The sequence below is a fragment of the Microbulbifer epialgicus genome, assembly GCF_041447265.1.
Taxonomy (GTDB): Bacteria; Pseudomonadota; Gammaproteobacteria; order Pseudomonadales; family Cellvibrionaceae; genus Microbulbifer; species Microbulbifer epialgicus.
The window spans coordinates 31,269-47,370 of record NZ_JBGMEK010000039.1 but is presented as its reverse complement, the minus strand read 5'-3'; the positions used below and the strand labels follow the sequence as shown (position 1 = coordinate 47,370).

The 16,102-nt window shown below is 51.4% G+C and carries 14 protein-coding genes; 3 read left to right on the top strand and 11 right to left on the bottom strand.

The genetic code is table 11. The features are described from left to right. The first annotated feature begins 195 nt into the window (after positions 1-195). A complete protein-coding gene (locus ACCI49_RS15850; protein ID WP_371840053.1) occupies positions 196-693 on the top strand; it encodes a DUF1097 domain-containing protein in 498 nt (165 codons plus the stop codon). Here ACCI49_RS15850 and ACCI49_RS15845 read toward each other — a convergent pair. Further along, positions 690-1,616 (bottom strand): LysR family transcriptional regulator, encoded by a 927-nt coding sequence (locus ACCI49_RS15845; protein ID WP_371840052.1) that lies wholly within the window; start codon positions 1,614-1,616, stop codon positions 690-692. The genes ACCI49_RS15850 and ACCI49_RS15845 overlap by 4 nt on opposite strands. A 103-nt stretch (positions 1,617-1,719) precedes the next feature. Between ACCI49_RS15845 and ACCI49_RS15840 the strand changes: the two genes are divergently transcribed. Further along, complete coding sequence (locus ACCI49_RS15840) at positions 1,720-2,313, top strand: FMN-dependent NADH-azoreductase (RefSeq protein ID WP_371840051.1); 594 nt, start codon at positions 1,720-1,722, stop codon at positions 2,311-2,313. A 78-nt stretch (positions 2,314-2,391) separates the two neighbouring features. Here ACCI49_RS15840 and ACCI49_RS15835 read toward each other — a convergent pair whose 3' ends face one another. Then, entirely contained in the window at positions 2,392-5,562 is a 3,171-nt protein-coding gene (locus tag ACCI49_RS15835; protein WP_371840050.1) for an efflux RND transporter permease subunit, read from the bottom strand. 11 nt (positions 5,563-5,573) lie between these two features. Continuing rightward, entirely contained in the window at positions 5,574-6,749 is a 1,176-nt protein-coding gene (locus ACCI49_RS15830) for an efflux RND transporter periplasmic adaptor subunit (protein ID WP_371840049.1), read from the bottom strand. A 280-nt stretch (positions 6,750-7,029) separates the two neighbouring features. Between ACCI49_RS15830 and ACCI49_RS15825 the strand changes: the two genes are divergently transcribed. Continuing rightward, positions 7,030-7,689, top strand: a complete 660-nt coding sequence (locus ACCI49_RS15825; RefSeq protein WP_371840048.1) for a TetR family transcriptional regulator — start codon at positions 7,030-7,032, stop codon at positions 7,687-7,689. A gap of 103 nt (positions 7,690-7,792) precedes the next feature. On the opposite strand, the gene ACCI49_RS15820 is transcribed toward ACCI49_RS15825, so the two are convergent. The 8 genes from ACCI49_RS15820 to ACCI49_RS15785 all read right to left on the bottom strand — a co-directional run bounded on the left by ACCI49_RS15820 (position 7,793) and on the right by ACCI49_RS15785 (position 16,080). Then, positions 7,793-8,767 (bottom strand): isoaspartyl peptidase/L-asparaginase family protein, encoded by a 975-nt coding sequence (locus tag ACCI49_RS15820; RefSeq protein ID WP_371840047.1) that lies wholly within the window; start codon positions 8,765-8,767, stop codon positions 7,793-7,795. Between the two features lie 264 nt (positions 8,768-9,031). After that, complete coding sequence (locus ACCI49_RS15815; RefSeq protein WP_371840046.1) at positions 9,032-9,727, bottom strand: gluconate 2-dehydrogenase subunit 3 family protein; 696 nt, start codon at positions 9,725-9,727, stop codon at positions 9,032-9,034. After that, positions 9,727-11,523, bottom strand: coding sequence for a GMC oxidoreductase (locus tag ACCI49_RS15810; RefSeq protein ID WP_371840045.1), 1,797 nt, complete (start codon positions 11,521-11,523; stop codon positions 9,727-9,729). Before ACCI49_RS15810 ends, ACCI49_RS15815 begins: the two co-directional genes overlap by 1 nt. A gap of 234 nt (positions 11,524-11,757) precedes the next feature. Beyond that, positions 11,758-12,669, bottom strand: coding sequence for a sugar phosphate isomerase/epimerase family protein (locus ACCI49_RS15805; RefSeq protein WP_371840044.1), 912 nt, complete (start codon positions 12,667-12,669; stop codon positions 11,758-11,760). Then, a complete protein-coding gene (locus tag ACCI49_RS15800) occupies positions 12,666-12,884 on the bottom strand; it encodes a twin-arginine translocase TatA/TatE family subunit (protein WP_371840043.1) in 219 nt (72 codons plus the stop codon). Before ACCI49_RS15800 ends, ACCI49_RS15805 begins: the two co-directional genes overlap by 4 nt. Before the next feature lie 3 nt (positions 12,885-12,887). After that, a complete protein-coding gene (locus tag ACCI49_RS15795; protein ID WP_371840042.1) occupies positions 12,888-13,598 on the bottom strand; it encodes a 3-keto-disaccharide hydrolase in 711 nt (236 codons plus the stop codon). A gap of 73 nt (positions 13,599-13,671) precedes the next feature. Continuing rightward, complete coding sequence (locus tag ACCI49_RS15790; protein WP_371840041.1) at positions 13,672-14,679, bottom strand: LacI family DNA-binding transcriptional regulator; 1,008 nt, start codon at positions 14,677-14,679, stop codon at positions 13,672-13,674. A gap of 60 nt (positions 14,680-14,739) precedes the next feature. Then, positions 14,740-16,080: an MFS transporter gene (locus ACCI49_RS15785; protein WP_371840040.1), complete on the bottom strand. Its 1,341-nt coding sequence runs from the start codon at positions 16,078-16,080 to the stop codon at positions 14,740-14,742. Positions 16,081-16,102: the final 22 nt, after the last annotated feature.

The following is a 16,102-nucleotide window of genomic DNA, read 5'->3' as shown; positions in this document are numbered from 1 at the left end:
CTTGTGTTTGATGATGCGATCATTAGTATGGATCATGGGGTTTATCCTTGGTTTTGCTTTTAGATTTAGGCACCTTCATCAAAACTGGTAAACCCCTCTTTTTCAAGAGGATGTGTCAGATTTGGTCTGAACTAATCCATTTAAGAAACTTTAGCTGCTGCTATTGATTATTTTTCTGACTTGGAAAGAAAGCCGATGTCCTCCCTAATCCAGGCGTTAAACCTAAAGCACAGCAGAGATACCTTTATTGCTGCAACTATTGCCAGTGCCGCCGCCTTTACTTGCCTTGCAACAAATTTACCTCCGTGGGCAATGTTTGTCGGCTGGATTGTCTTTTTCACCAGGCCCACCTCTATATCCAACACATTAACCAGTAGTATTTGTGTCACTTTGGGAATTTTACTCGGCGTAATTGCTTCTGTAATAAACAGTGTGTTACTGCCTGTAATAGGTAAAGCTGCCTTCGTTGCGACAGTATTTATTGTAGCTTTTATCGTGGTTTCCCTCAGAGGAAAGCCAATTATCGGCAATATTGCCGCTTGGTTTCTGGGGTTAATTACCTTTTTTGCTGCACATGCCGAGACCACTTATATAGGAATAGCCTCACTGATCGCCCCTGTTCTCCTGGGAATATCCTCAGGCCATTTATGTACCTATCTACAATCCCTACCAGGAAAAAATAAAGCGGATTAATCTGCTTCCAATTCTCTTAGGCGCTGGCGAATAATTTCAACCAGCCTTCTTGCTCCTGGGCCTGTAGTCTCGCGATCGGCAAATATCAGGTACATAGACACCTGCCTTTCATTGCCACCGCGTAAGGGCAGTGGCTTTAAGGTGCCCTCTTCCAGCTCCTGTCTAATTTTCTCCTCCGGCAGCCAGGCAAAACCATAGCCACGGCAGGCCGCACCAATGGAGGTGGCCATATTGCTGACAGTCCAGCGTTGGGCCACATCTACCGTATGGGTCCGACTGGTTCTCTGTGAGCCTGTATCCCGCACCACCAGGTGGCGATGATTGCGTAAGTCTCGCAAGGTCAGCTCTCGCCCCAATTGGTGTAAAGGATGATCCGGGTGGGCAACGGGAATGATTCGTACCGGGCTGTAGAGCAGCTCACCATTGAAGCCTTTGGGAATATGTGGGCTGATAGCGAAGTCGATCTTGCCCTGCTGCAGTGCTTCAGGCCCACCGCCGATAACGGTTTCATAAACTTCAATACGGGTCTGCGGGCTTTCCTCGCCAAACTGGTCAAGGCACTCCAATAACAACCAAGTGGGAAAAAAGACCTCTATGCCGATAGCAATTTCTGACTCCCAGCCAGCAGAAGCCTTACAGGCTGCAGCCTCTAAAGATGCGGCATCCTCCAGCAGCTGCCGTGCATGGCGGTACAGCATATCGCCCGCTTTTGTCAGCACTGCTTTACGGCCACTGATAGTGAATGCGGCCACACCCAGCACAGACTCCAGTTTTTGCACCGCATAGCTTACGGAGGACTGGCTCTTATGCAGGCGTTCCGCCGCCTGGGCGTATCCTCCGCCCTCAACAACCGCTACCAAACACCGCCATTGCTCGAGCGTAATCTTCGGGTTTGAGGATGATCTGGCAAACTGATTAGTCATAAATCGGATATTTCGATAGATTTCAGTGAAATTTTCTAATTTTTAATCGAATTAACCAATGTTTCAATAGTGTTCAAGCTAATTGATTCACTAGGAACCAGTCATGACAAAGTTGCTCAATATCCAATCCAGCATGTTCCAAGCCGGAGGACAGACCTCCCAGCTGGCTGCAAAGTATATCGAGAGCTGGAAAACGAATAATCCGGATGGCGAACTAATTCAGCGTGATCTGGTGGCAGAGCCGGTGCCCCACCTGTCTCTGGAGCGCTTCCAGGCCTTCACTACCCCGGCTGAGCAGCGCACCGCAGATCAGCAAGCTATTGTTGATTTTTCGGACAAACTTATTGAAGAGATTACTTCGGCAGATGTGCTGGTACTGGGTGTACCTATGTACAATTTCACAATCCCCTCCACCCTGCACACCTACTTCGACCATATCGCCCGAGCCGGCGTCACCTTCCGCTACACAGCGAATGGTCCTGAAGGATTGCTAAAGAACAAGAAAGCAATCGTCTTTGTCGCTCGAGGTGGTTATCACGGTGACGATCATGCGCAGAGTGCCTTTCTACGTCAGTTCCTCGGCTTTGTAGGTATCACCAATGTTGAGCTTGTTTACACGGAGGGGCTTGCGACCGGTGAAGAGGCAAAAGAAAAAGCCGTCGTAGCTGCAAATAAACGCATTGCTGAGCTTGCTTAAACCTGCAATTGCTACAGCATTCATTGGAAACAAAAAAGCCAGGTCCTATTATCCGACCTGGCTTTTTCAGATATAAATTTATACAGCTTCTACAGCCTCAGTCTCATTGCGTTCAGGAGCATCAGCCTGAGATGACTCTTTATTATTAGCCTTTCTCCCAAACAGCCTCTGCACCACTACAAAGAACAAAGGAATAAAGAAGATTCCCAGCAGCGTGCCCACAACCATTCCCCCCAGTACCCCGGTTCCAATTGCGCGTTGCGCGCCGGAACCTGCACCAGTGGCTATCGCCAGTGGAAGAACTCCCAAACCAAAAGCCAAAGAAGTCATCAGGATAGGACGCAGGCGATCGCGTACTGCACGCATAGTTGCCTGCACCAGCTCCATACCATCCTCTAAGTTTTGCTTGGCAAACTCCACAATCAAAATGGCGTTCTTACTGGTCAAGCCCACAGTGGTCAACATGGCCACCTGGAAATAGATGTCCCTTTCCATACCCCGCAAGCTATTCGCCAGCACCGCGCCGAGAATACCTAAAGGCGCCATTAACAATACGGCTGTTGGTACTGTCCAGCTCTCGTAAAGTGCGGCAAGGCACAGGAAAACAATCAGTAATGACAGGGTATAAAGCAAAGGGGTTTGTGCTCCGGCGGCACGCTCCTGATAAGAAAGGCCACTCCACTCAATACCAACCCCCGACGGCAACTGAGCTACCAGCCTCTCCACTTCCTCCATGGCTTCTCCAGAGCTGACTCCCGGAGCTGCCTGGCCATTGATTTGCATGGATGGCACGCCGTTGTAGCGCTCCAGGCGAGGAGATCCGTACTCCCAGGAGAAGCTGGCAAATGAAGATAAAGGCACCATATCGCCTTTATCATTGCGCACAGACCAGAGCTGAAAGTCTTCCGGCACCATCCGGTATGGCGCATCCGCCTGCATATAAACCCGCTTCACCCGGCCGCGGTCGATAAAGTCATCGATGTACGAGCCCCCCCAAGCGGTACTTAATGCGCTGTTAATATCGGCAATAGACAAACCTAGGGCCGCAGCCTTGGCGTTGTCGATTTTCACCCGGAACTGCGGCGTATCCTCCTGGCCATTGGGTCGCACGTTGGACAGTAATTTGCTCTGTCCAGCCATCCCCAGGAACTGGTTGCGCGCAGCGGTAAGCGCTTCGTGCCCCAAGTTGCCATTATCCTTCAGGTAGAAGTTAAAGCCACCGGATGAGCCCAGCTCTGGTAGGGGCGGCGGTGCAAAGGCGAAAGCCATGGCATCTTTGATTTGCATCAGCGCACCCATTGCGCGCATGGCTACCGCTCCTGCACTTTGCGATTCCTCTTCCCGGTCGGACCAGTCTTCCATATTTACAAAGGCGATACCGGTATTCTGGCCACTGCCAGCAAAGCTAAAGCCCTGTACCGAAAATACTGACTTCACGATACCCTGCTCGTTGTCCAGAAATTGATCTTCCACTTTGCGGATAGATGCCATGGTGCGTTCCTGGGTCGCACCTACAGGTGCCTGCACCATGGAGAAGAGTACCCCTTGATCTTCATCCGGCAAAAAGGAACTGGGTAGGCGCAGAAACAGGAAGGCCATAACGGCCGAAAGGGCCACAAACAACAGCATAAAACGGCCGCTGCGTTTTAGGATGCCTTGCACTCCGCCTTGGTAACGCTGGCTGCCGCGCTCAAAGTTCCGATTGAACCAACCGGAGAAGCCTTTCTCTCCATGGCTTTCGCCTTCTGAAAGCGGCTTAAGCAACGTGGCACAAAGTGCAGGTGTCAGGATAATTGCCACTAGTACAGACAGCGTCATTGCAGCAACAATAGTGGCTGAGAACTGGCGATAAATTACACCGGTAGCGCCATCCATAAATGCCATAGGCACAAACACCGCTGACAGTACCACGCCGATACCTATCAGTGCCGCAGTAATCTGCTTCATGGATTTTTTTGTCGCTTCCTTTGGTGACAACCCCTCTTCGCGCATCACCCTCTCTACGTTCTCCACAACCACAATGGCATCATCCACTAGCAGGCCGATGGCCAATACCATGGCGAACATAGTGAGCATATTGACCGAGAACCCTAATGCCGCAAGAACTGCAAAGGTACCCAGCAACACTACCGGCACTGCAATCGTGGGAATCAAGGTCGCACGGAAATTCTGCAGGAACAGATACATCACCAGGAAGACCAGCACAATCGCCTCAATCAAAGTACTGATCACGCCTTTAATGGAGACCTCGACGAAGGGCGTGGTGTCAAAAGGAACGACTGACGTAAGCCCTCGCGGGAAGAAATGTTCCAACTCCTTGAGTTTCGCTTTAACTCCCTCAGCGGTATCTAGCGCGTTGGCACCGGTAGCCAGGTTAATGGCAATACCGGTCGCCGGTTGGCGGTTGTAGCGGGAGATAAACTCATAGTTCTCTGCCCCCAGTTCTACCCGGGCAATATCGCCAAGCCGCAGCAGGGAGCCATCATCATTGGCACGGACCACAATTTCCCGGAATTGCTCCGGGGTTTGCAGGCGTCCCTGCGAGGTAATGGAGGCATTGAGTTGCTGCCCCGGCACTGCTGGTGCACCGCCAAGACTGCCCACAGCTACTTGGGCATTCTGTGCCCGCACTGCCGTAGCGACATCGTTAGGTGTTAGGTCATAGGTGGTCAGCTTATTGGGATCGAGCCAAATACGCAGTGCGTACTTGGAACCGAACACCTGCACATTACCAACACCGGGCACCCGGCTAATCGGGTCTACAATGGCTGAATTAATATAATCGGCAATATCGTTGCGATTCATACTGCCGTCTTCAGATACAAAGCCCGCAACCATCAGGAAACCGCCACGGGACTTGCTGACGTTCACCCCTTGCAGCTGCACCTCTTGAGGTAACAGTGGCATTGCCAGCTGCACCTTGTTTTGTACCTGCACCTGCGCGGTATCCGGGTCGGTACCATTCTCAAATGTCAGAGAAATGGAAACACCGCCATTGGACTGACTGGTGGCGGACATATACAGCAGGCCATCCAGACCTTTCATATTCCGTTCCAGAATCTGCGTTACCGAGTCCTCTACCACCTTGGCAGAGGCGCCGGGGTAGTTCGCCTCAATATTGACAGAGGGTGGCGCAATATTCGGATAACGCTCCACCGCCAGCTTGCTGATGGACAAGGCACCCGCCAGCATAGTAATAATTGCCAGGACCCAGGCAAAGATGGGCCGATTGATAAAAAAGCTCGCCATAACCCCTACCCTCAGGAACCCTGCTCCGCCGTTGCTTTCTCATCGCCGGCTGTCGCAGGTGGCTGTTCATCCTCACTTTCACTGGGCTCCACTGGGGCGCCGGGGCGAATTTTTTGCAATCCAGCCACAACTACCCGGTCGCCAGGCTCCAGTCCCTCTTCCACCAGCCAGCGGTTGCCGACGGTGCGGCTTACCCGCACGGAACGCTGGGCAACAATATTCTCTTCATTGACCACCATGGCTGACGTATTGCCTTTCGGGTCCCGCGCAATACCTTGCTGAGGCACCAGAATGGCGTTATCGCGTAGGCCACTTCCCACTATTGCGCGCACGTACATGCCCGGCAGCAACATATTATCCGGGTTTGGTACTACAACCCGCAGTAAGACACTGCCGGTTGAGGGATCGACACTAGCTTCGGCAAATTCGAGTTTGCCCTGGTGTTCAAACTCACTGCCATCTTCCAGCAATATCTTAACCGGCAGATGAGTGGCATCTGCAAGTGTGCCGGCCTGCAGAGCCCGACGCAGGCTTACCAACTCTGCGGCCGACTGGGTGACATCGACATAGATCGGGTCCAGCTGTTGCACTGTGGCCAAAGTTCCGGCCTGATTGGCCGTCACTAAAGCACCCTGGGTCACCGAAGATTTGCCGATACGTCCCGTAATCGGAGAAGTAATCTGGGCGTAATCCAGCTGGATCTCGGCCTGATGCAGCTCCGCCTTGGCCTCAGCTACATCTGCACGAGCCTCCTGCAATTCCGCCTCTGCAGCATCATTTTCCTGCTTACTAACTGCGCCATTGCTTATCAGGCCTTTGGTTCGCACCGCCTTCAATCGCGCGATATTCATGGTTGCATTGGCGCGCTGTAACTTTGCGTGAGCACTATCCACATCCGCTCGATAAATGGCATCATCCAGCTGGTAGAGCGGCTGATTTGCATCGACACGGCCACCTTCACGGAACAATTGCTGTTTTATGATGCCATTAACTTGCGGGCGAACCTCCGCCACCTTGAAAGGCGAAGTGCGTCCCGGCAACTCCCTTGTGAGGGTCACAGGCTCAGAATTCAGCGTGACAACTGTTACCTGAGGCGCCATCATCGGCGGTGTAGCGGCCTTCTCGTCGCAGGCCACAAGAATAGAGGATGCGACCAGAAGACTGATTAGCGCTTTTTTATTGAACATGGTTACCTCGATAAGGGCTGACTACCTGGGTATTGCGGCTCAGTTACGGGGAAACATATAAAAAGAGACAGGAAAGTCTAGTTTCAATTACTTGGTATTTTATGTGCACGCATGAAATTCGATCAACTGTTCATCGGCACCTGATAATCGCCTAAGATGCACTTTCACCCAGTGTTTTCAAGGGCTTGCACGAACATCTCATTTAGCTCCCGTGCGACAAAATGTCGTGAATATGCGGTCAGATGAGGCGAAAATGGTTATAAAAGAAGCTTCAGCCCCTATGACGAAAAGCAGAAAAGAGCAAACAGCGGCAACTCGCGAGCGCATCCTGGACGCCGCGATGAATGTTTTTCATGAATTAGGAGTCTCCCATGCCTCCCTTGCTGAGGTAGCTGATCTAGCCGGGGTAACTCGGGGATCTATCTATGACCACTTTCGCAGTAAAGCTGGGCTGCTTAATGCCCTGACTGAACGTATGGAGCTACCCGGTGAGAAACTCTGCGAGGCCGCTGGTGATCAACTGAAAGACGATCCGCTGGGCACTCTACGCACCCGCTGGGTTTGGCTGTTCCATGAAATTGCCTGCAATGAACAGTGGCAACGGGTCCTGGAGATTATCTTCTTGCCATGTGAAGCTGTTAGTGAGGTTTGCGAATCAACTCGCCGTATTAAACAAGGCCGCACTGAGGGACTGGAGCGTATGGCACAATTGATGAATATGGCGGTTGCCGCTGGGCAATTACCTGCAGACCTGGATATAGATCTAGCCCAGCAAATGCTACACGGCGGTCTCTTTGGAGTACTGGAGGACTGGCTGCAATCCCCGCGAATTGAGGATTTAGGTGAGTTGGGCGAACGTTATATTGACGCTCTGCTGGATATGATTCGCTTCTCTCCCGCCATGCGTCTAGAAAGTTACCAGGTCCGCACCCTCCACTGAACCTGCACACTCTCCAATAATCTGTAGAAAGAACAATGCCGGTTGGCCTATTGGGACAAGTTGCTTTATAGCATTTGTCCCAATGAAAACGTAACAGTGGCGGCTATCCCAGTTTACTCTTCGAGTCCGTCATTTGGGTACCCTTTGAATCGCGCACCGCGTAATTAAAACCGGGGTGAATACAGTGGGCACCATAATTACCGGCTTTATCTAGAGCTAAAAAACCAACCTGGAACTTCTTGTAGTCTCCAAGCTTACGTGCAATACGCTCCACCGCCTCACGGCAAGCTTCCTCTGGTGTATAGCCATGACGCATCAACTCTACAACCTGGTGGCAACCGACAGTTTTAATCATCAGTTCACCCATGCCTGTGGCAGTGGCCGCACCCACTTCATTGTCAACGTAGAGCCCGGCACCAATAATGGGGGAATCCCCTACCCGTCCATGCATCTTAAAAGCAGCTCCGCTGGTAGTGCAGGCACCTGAAAGATTGCCATCCTGATCCAAGGCTAAAATGCCGATAGTATCGTGGTTCTCGATATTGATCACCGGCTGGTAGTGGGATTCTCGCTTCCACTCACGCCAGGCTGCTTCGGCTTTAGGCGTTAGCAGGTTTTCAATTTCAAAGCCCTGCTCCACCGCAAAACGCTGCGCTCCCTCACCCACCAACATCACATGCGGGGTTTCCTCCATCACCTTGCGCGCAACCGAAATGGGGTGCTTAATACCCTGTAAAAACGCTACTGAGCCACAATTTTGCTTTTCATCCATGATGCAGGCATCCAGTGTGACCACACCATCCCGATCAGGTAAACCGCCGTAGCCCACACTGGTCACTTGTGGGTCCGCCTCCGGTACCCGCGCACCGGCCTCAACCGCATCCAAGGCTCTGCCACCCTCCGCGAGAACCTGCCAAGCTGCCTCATTTGCGGGACCACCGTGATTCCAGGTTGAAACCACAATGGGCTTGTTTCCCCTCTTCGTATGATGTCTAGCCATGGCAGTCACTGGTGGCGCAGCCAAAGCGGTAGCGGTGCCCAGGAAAGAGTACTTCAGGAATTTTCTTTTACTGATCACGATAGGTTTTCTCTGAGTCTGGGACACGCAGATACATCAGTCTGTCCGCGTACAAGAGTTGCGGTGAGACAAGAACTGTAAGTCAGCCCCACATAAATACGGCGGCCTGAACAAGCAGTTGTCCAGACCCGCTTCTCCTCTCAGGCCAATAATGGAGCATTACCGGGGCAAGGGAATAAAACCTAATGTTTTACGTACTTCTGGCTCACTCATTTGTTACCTGACACGCCCCGTTCCCTGGGGCTTTTTAGTTAAGCTAATGAATCAGCTGTCCAACCCAAGGCGTTTCAGTACTTCTGGGGGGGGACCTGCGAAGCTGGCCATTGGTCGGTTGCCCACGTAGCCAATATCCGCCATTCCCTCTTCTGTGGTATAGAAAGCCGTAGAAGCGAGAACTCTGACCTTGGCAAAGAATCGCGCACCCGCCTGGAACTCCGGTTTTGCGGTACGAGTCCACTTAATATCTTCACAGATTGCAGTTTTCTGAGAGTTATTCAGTTCAACAAAAGAACCTTCAAATCTGCGCCTGGACTCGCTATCCAGCCAGACGACCCCTCCGCGAATCGTGACAAGATCCGCTTTATTATTGGAATAAGGCGCGCTGACATACTCATTGATGTAGTGATGAGCCCCCACCGAAGACGCACTCGGGGAAATTTCATCTGCGGGAATAATAACATCGCAAAGCGCTGCCAGTACTGCCAGTTCAGTCGCATCCAGTTGCATCTCCCAAGGCACGACTGGATTGAGTAGATCCGGGTCAGTGGGCGTGCCCCTGGCTAAAGTTTGTTTCGGAGCATCCAGGTTTTTAACTGCGGGTTTTACCGCAGGCTTGTCCTCCTTTACCACAACCTTTTCAGCGACTTTCTCTGAGCAGCCAATGACGGGGACTGCAGCGGCGGTGGTAGCAATCAAACGCAGGGCATTGCGGCGGCCCAGGTTGGTTTTTTCCTCGCTCATCAGATATTCCTCCTCTTGAACTGGTCCACGATATAGTCACAGGTACGCCAAGCCAGGGCCATGATGGTCAAGGTTGGGTTCTTATCGGCGTTGGAAACAAACGGAGCGCCGTCGGTAAGGAACAGATTGGGAACCTCCCAAGACTGGCAATAAGGGTTGAGCACAGAATCTTTAGGATTGGAACCCATACGCGCGGTGCCGACCTCGTGGATAATTGCACCACCATTAATAATTGCCTTGGCACCATCAGTCTGCACAGTAGAGGTCACATTGCCTCCCATACCTTCGATAATTTCGGCAAAGGTTTTGTGCATATGGGCAGCCTGATTCAGTTCCTGATCGCTCCACTTCCAGTGGAACTTCAGGACCGGGATACCCCACTGGTCAACTTGGTCCTTATCAATTTCACAGTAGCTATCCTCATTGGGGATCATTTCCCCGCGACCGTCGAACCATACAAAGGAGCCGTAGTAGCGACGGCAGGCCTCTTTCAAGTCCTTGCCATAGGCACCTTCGGTAAAGTTACCCATACCGCCGAAGGCACCGGCGCCCGGCATACTACGGCCACCACCGAATTCAATGTGGTAACCCCGCGCAAAATCCAAGTCTCCGCGCAACTGCTCTTTGTACAGCCACCAGGGCATATACATATGCATCGCAGATGCGCCGTCTTCGTTATGGGCGGGCATATTTTCCAGGGCTGGAATCTGGCCACCCACTCCGGCGCCAACGGTATCCATCAAGTATTTACCTACGACACCACTGCCATTAGCGAGGCCATCCGGGAATAAGGTACTTTTTGAATTGAGAAGAATACGCGAAGTCTCGGCGGCACTGGCTGCAACAACAACAGCGCGGGCACCGGCAAACTTTTCCTGACGGGTATTTTTATCGATGTAAATAACCCCGTTGGCATTGCCCTTCTTATCAACGGTGACTTCGCGCACCATGGCGTCAGTAACGATATCCAGGTTGCCTGTAGCCAATGCCGGTGGCAGCAGCACTGTGGTCGATTGGAAATTCGCCTTGATGGAGCAACCGCGCCCACAGGGTGTGGCCCAGAAACAAGCCGCACGAGACTTCATTGATTCCCGTGTCACGTCCTGGGCGAGTTTGTTATTCGGGAAAAGCTTCTGCGGTATATTCTCGTGATCCAGGCGTTCACTTAGAATGGCCAAGTGTGAAGGGATTACAGGGATGCCCAGCTCGTCACAAGCCTTTTTCGCCAACAATTCATAAGCGCGGGGCTTTGGTGGTGGCAACAGCACGCCATCGGATGAATCGGGAGTATTTTCCAGACCTTCGTTGGTCCCATAAACCCCGATTAACATCTCAGTTTTATCGTAATAAGGCGCTAGTTCTGCATAGCTGATGGGCCAGTCGAAGCCGAGTCCATCCCGCGAGTAAGGCTTAAAATCATACTCACCCATACGTAAGGAGATTCGCCCCCAGTGGTTGGTGCGGCCTCCAAGCATACGCGCCCGCCACCAGTCGAATTTTTGATTTGGTTTATTTGATGCCTGAGTGTAGGGTTCACCAGGCACCTGCCAACCGCCATCCACTGTGGCATCGTAAAAGCCAAACGGCTTTTCCGGAGTGCTGCCGCCGCGCAGTGGTGCATCTTTGGGCAGGTTGAACATGGGCGTTTCCTTGACAGGGTCATAGGAACGCCCTGCCTCCAGCAACAGCACCTTTAATCCAGCGGTCGCGAGCACGTAAGCCGCCATACCGCCGCCGGCTCCAGAGCCAACAATTAGTGCGTCATAAACTTTTTTCTCGAAGTCCTCATTCGGCATCGCCTCTCTCCTACTTCAATTATTTTTGTCTTGTTCGTTAAATTTCGACTTATTTTTAACAGAAAACTGTAACCGGTTACATTCTTCGTTAAATTTTTTTTGTTTTTTAACCAGGTGTAAAACTAAAAGTTTTTAATAGTTTCTCGGGTCTTGAGACTAAGAAAAAATTCATCATCTTTCACATGCCCCCCAAGAAAATAACCTTACATCTGTAACAGAAAATTTATTTAAAATTTAGCCTGTAGGCAGTTCCAGTTGCTGCGACAAACTAAGTAACAGCTTCTGAGTGGCCTTGATCCCCCAGTCCTCATCGCCTGAGCCCTCGTACTCAATACCGATATACCCTTTGTAGCCAGCATCTCGAATAATCCGTAGCATACGAGCAAAATCGGTATTTACTTCGTTACCCTTTTCGTCGAAAGAAAAGCTTTTTGCACTGATTCCTCGCGCAAAAGGCATCAACTGTTGCACGCCCAGATAACGGTCGTATTCACCAAAATTACCAAAATCAGGCAGGCTGCCACAGTTAGGCATATCCACCTCTCGCAGCAATTGGGATAACCAGAGCCCATTGGAGGAATAGCCACCGTGATTCTCTACCACGATATCAATATCAAAATCCTGCGCAAATTCTGCGAGAGCGCGTAACCCTACCGTACAGGCCTTGCGCACTTCATCGCTACTGCCCTGCCCGCCTGCATTGACTCTGATGGAGTGACAACCCAAATACTTGGCAGCTTCAACCCACTGAAAGTGATTTTCTACTGCTTGCCGCCTTTCGTTCTTGTCAAGGTTACCTAGGTCACCTTCGGCATCTACCATAATCAGCAAGCTCGTGACACCGTGATCCGTCGCCCGAGCTTTTAAATCTGCGAGAAATTTACGATCTCTGGCTTTATCGGAAAAAAACTGGTTCACATACTCCACTGCATCAATAGCAAAGGTATTTTTTGCCTTGATAGGGAAATCCAGCACCTTCAGGGCCCCGCTGCGCAGCTGTCTGTGCAGGGACCATTGAGCCAGGGAAATTTTGAAAAAACCGCTCTTCTGGATACCAGTGATTCGCTCACTGTCACCCAACAAGGGCGATGCGAAGGCAGCTGCGGCCAAGCCGGCGCTGCCCTGCAAAAACGTTCTGCGTTTCATTGCCGCTCCCCAGTCTGAATTAACCTTCCAGACAGATTCTCCTGAGAGTTGGCCTCAAAGCTTTCTCCCTCACTCTGCCGAAGTGACCGGCGGAAACCGCTAATAGCACCGCCAAGATCCTCCCCCAGGCGACGGATCTTGCCGCTACCAAAAAACAGTACCGCCAACATAAGGACAATCAGAATTTGCCAAATGCCGATTCCCGAAATTCCCATGGCTCACAGCTCCCGGATTCTGATGTTGCGATACCAGACTTTGTCACCGTGGTCTTGCAAGGCAATAAAGCCCCTCTCGCTACGGGCAAAACCCGGGTAAGCAGAAAATTTGCTTTTGGCGAGACGCTTATCCCAATCTTCAGACCACAGTTCATAGCTGACAACCATACTATCGTTCAGCCAGTGCTCGACCCGACCGTCCTCTACACGGATACGCGTTTTGTTAAACTCACCGGCAGGCTTGACTTCATCCTCACTGGGCGCATACATATCGAATACCGACCCTGCACTATGGCTGAGCTTTTCGAGATCTGGGAAGGCACTATTGTCCAGCACTTGGTATTCCATGCCCGTCATCCAGACTGGAGCCTTGCCTCCCGCAACTCGATACATAATGCCACTGTTACCGCCCTCGGATATTTTCCACTCTAGCTCCAGCTCAAAATCAGCAAACTGGTCAGCAGTGACTATATCTCCGGCTCCACCAGAAGTAAGTACCAGATTTCCGTCAATGACCTGCCACGCCTCGCCTACATGGGAGCCATTTGTACCGGTCCAGCCCTGCAGGGTCTCGCCATCAAATAAATATCGCCATTGGTGATCGGCTTGCATATCGACTTTATCAGGCACCTGCTCACAGCCCCCTATAGAGAGGAGCAGTGCTGCAGCTGCCAGCAAAGATGTGCTAGGGCTCGTCTCAGTGAAATTTTTCATCGTTGTTATCTCCACATGAATTGTTGGTTATCTATTCAGTTCATCTCTACAAGGCGTAACAGTAGAAGTTCGATCAATCTTGACAGCGGCCGGTACTACCACGCACTACCAGTTCAAAAGGCAAAATGGTTCGGCTGGATTTCATGGGCTTACCATCAATCATTTGACGCAGTGTCTCCATGGCGTAGCGGCCCAATTCCTCTGCAGGCTGGTCAATGGTTGTGAGTGGAGGGTCGGTAAATTGAGAGAACTCAATATTATCGAAACCCGTTACCGATACATCTTCAGGTACCCGCAATCTCATCTTCTTCGCCTGATGAATGGCGCCAATGGCCATCTCATCATTCATACAAAAAATGGCAGAGGGCGCACTAGTGGCGGAAAGCAACTTTTCGGCACCCACAGCACCGGATGACATGGTGAACTCGCCATTTACTACCAGTTGGGAGTTCAACGCGAGACCGTGTCTGTGTAACTCCTCGTCAAACCCGGCCAGTCGATCCCGTACAATCGGGCTCTTTAATGGCCCAGTAATCACTCCGATGCGGCTGTGCCCCAGCTCAACCAGATGGCGAGCCATAGCCTGTGCTGCGCCACAGTTATCCAATTCAACTACTGGGTAGCGATCATCATCAACGATGCGCTCGCAGGCATTCACCATAGGGATCGACGCCGCCACCGCTGCATCTTTTTCGGCGAATGGATAACGGCTGTCTAGTTGGATCAGTCCATCAGCCTGATTTGTGAGCGCCATTCCTGCATAAAACTGCTCATGAGCTGGCTCCCCCTTGGTATCCCCTAGCAACACAGAATACCCTTGGTCTTGTGCAGCTTTTTCTATTCCCCGGATCACCTTGGAGAAAAATGGGTTGGCGATGTTTGGAACCAATACCATCACTGCAAAGGACTTGCCGGAGCTAAAATTCCTCGCCAGGAGGTTTGGCCGATAACCAGTCTCCTCCACAGCTTTGAGCACCTTCTCCCTGGTTTGCGGAGAAACCATCTGCGGATCTTTCAGGGCCCGAGATACAGTCGCGACCGAAACACCGGAGCGACGTGCTACTTCGCGAATGTTTGACATATTTTTCCGTTAATTGCTTGTAACAGACGACTGATCTTCAGGTTGGTAGGCAAACATAATCTACTGGTTACCCACAGTAGTGCTCGCACTATTATCTAAACTACCTTCCTTTTTACTAGCTGCCTGCCTACGATCCCAAAGCCAGATGAAAGCAAATATCGGCAGTAAGATTAGGGGAACAACAGCCAACGATTGAAAAGACTCCACGGAAGCAGTTACCAATACAGCATCCAACTCATCCCCGCTAAGCTTTTCGAAAGCCTCAATGCCTCCGGCCGCCTCAATCTTGGCGCTATCGAAAATCGCACCGAGTTTTGGTAGGGCAAACTGAATTGCCATGCCCCCGGCAAAACCCAGCAATCCCAAAAACAGTGCCCCACCGCGTACAAAACGCTCGGAAACGGTGGCAAGCATGGTGGGCCACATATAACAGACACCAATACCCCAGACTGTTGCCGCAAGGAATGCGGTTAATGGGGTGCGGGCCATTCCCAAGCAATAGAGTCCTACTGCAGCGAGTAAGCTACTCAGCCATAGAAGCCCGACAGTAGATAGTTTTTTAGCCAGTTTTCCAGCGAAATGACGCATAACAAACATCAACATGCTCACATACACCAGAATCAGGATACCCTTCATACCTACAACACGTGAAAGTGTGAGGTCTACCCACTGGCCAGGTGCAAGTTCCGTTGCAGCCGTAAGCCACATGCACACCCACAGCACAATAAACATCGGCTGCTTAAACACCTCCTTAAACATCTCGCCATAGCTAATGCCGGAAGAGACCCGCTCAGTTACCGGGAACTCTGTCGTAGCAACAAGCCAAGCCATCACAACAGCCGGTAGCGCCAGAACAACCAGGTTTAATTGCCAGGGGAGATCAAGAGCGGAAATTGCTAATCCAAGCAGGCCACCCACCACGATACCGGCGGGCCACCAAGCGTGTAGCACATTCAAGCGGTGAGTCTTATTTTCCGGATCGACAGCGGCAACCATCGGGTTACTGGCTGCTTCAACTGCCCCCCAACCGAGTCCGGTAAGTAGCAGGCCGGCGAGAACCAGACTCTCTACTCCCTCTCCCGGACTAACCATGGAGGCAGCGATGATCAATAGGCTGCCTAACACATAACCAATGGAGGAGAGTAATAGCATTCTCTTGATGCCAACCAAGTCCACTAAGGCACTGCCAAATAAGAGAGTGAGTGCAAAGCCTGTAAACGTGAAGCCTAGTGCTTCGCCAACCATAGCGGTGGAGTTGGCAAGGTCGATATGATCGTAAATATCAGACTGCAAATTACCGGCGATAGCGGCCCTTACAGCAAACCCAAGACCGATCATAAAAATTGAGAGATTGCCCACCAGAAAAATATTTCTATTCAGGGCTTTTGTTGGTGTACTCATCAATCTGCTCTCCGCATGAATT

What these genes read in the sequence shown, in the direction of transcription:
- ACCI49_RS15850 (WP_371840053.1), top strand. Translation starts at nt 196, where the DNA reads ATGTCCTCCCTAATCCAGGCGTTAAACCTAAAGCACAGCAGAGATACC.
- ACCI49_RS15845 (WP_371840052.1), bottom strand. Translation starts at nt 1,616, where the DNA reads ATGACTAATCAGTTTGCCAGATCATCCTCAAACCCGAAGATTACGCTC.
- ACCI49_RS15840 (WP_371840051.1), top strand. Translation starts at nt 1,720, where the DNA reads ATGACAAAGTTGCTCAATATCCAATCCAGCATGTTCCAAGCCGGAGGA.
- ACCI49_RS15835 (WP_371840050.1), bottom strand. Translation starts at nt 5,562, where the DNA reads ATGGCGAGCTTTTTTATCAATCGGCCCATCTTTGCCTGGGTCCTGGCA.
- ACCI49_RS15830 (WP_371840049.1), bottom strand. Translation starts at nt 6,749, where the DNA reads ATGTTCAATAAAAAAGCGCTAATCAGTCTTCTGGTCGCATCCTCTATT.
- ACCI49_RS15825 (WP_371840048.1), top strand. Translation starts at nt 7,030, where the DNA reads ATGACGAAAAGCAGAAAAGAGCAAACAGCGGCAACTCGCGAGCGCATC.
- ACCI49_RS15815 (WP_371840046.1), bottom strand. Translation starts at nt 9,727, where the DNA reads ATGAGCGAGGAAAAAACCAACCTGGGCCGCCGCAATGCCCTGCGTTTG.
- ACCI49_RS15810 (WP_371840045.1), bottom strand. Translation starts at nt 11,523, where the DNA reads ATGCCGAATGAGGACTTCGAGAAAAAAGTTTATGACGCACTAATTGTT.
- ACCI49_RS15805 (WP_371840044.1), bottom strand. Translation starts at nt 12,669, where the DNA reads ATGAAACGCAGAACGTTTTTGCAGGGCAGCGCCGGCTTGGCCGCAGCT.
- ACCI49_RS15800 (WP_371840043.1), bottom strand. Translation starts at nt 12,884, where the DNA reads ATGGGAATTTCGGGAATCGGCATTTGGCAAATTCTGATTGTCCTTATG.
- ACCI49_RS15795 (WP_371840042.1), bottom strand. Translation starts at nt 13,598, where the DNA reads ATGAAAAATTTCACTGAGACGAGCCCTAGCACATCTTTGCTGGCAGCT.
- ACCI49_RS15790 (WP_371840041.1), bottom strand. Translation starts at nt 14,679, where the DNA reads ATGTCAAACATTCGCGAAGTAGCACGTCGCTCCGGTGTTTCGGTCGCG.
- ACCI49_RS15785 (WP_371840040.1), bottom strand. Translation starts at nt 16,080, where the DNA reads ATGAGTACACCAACAAAAGCCCTGAATAGAAATATTTTTCTGGTGGGC.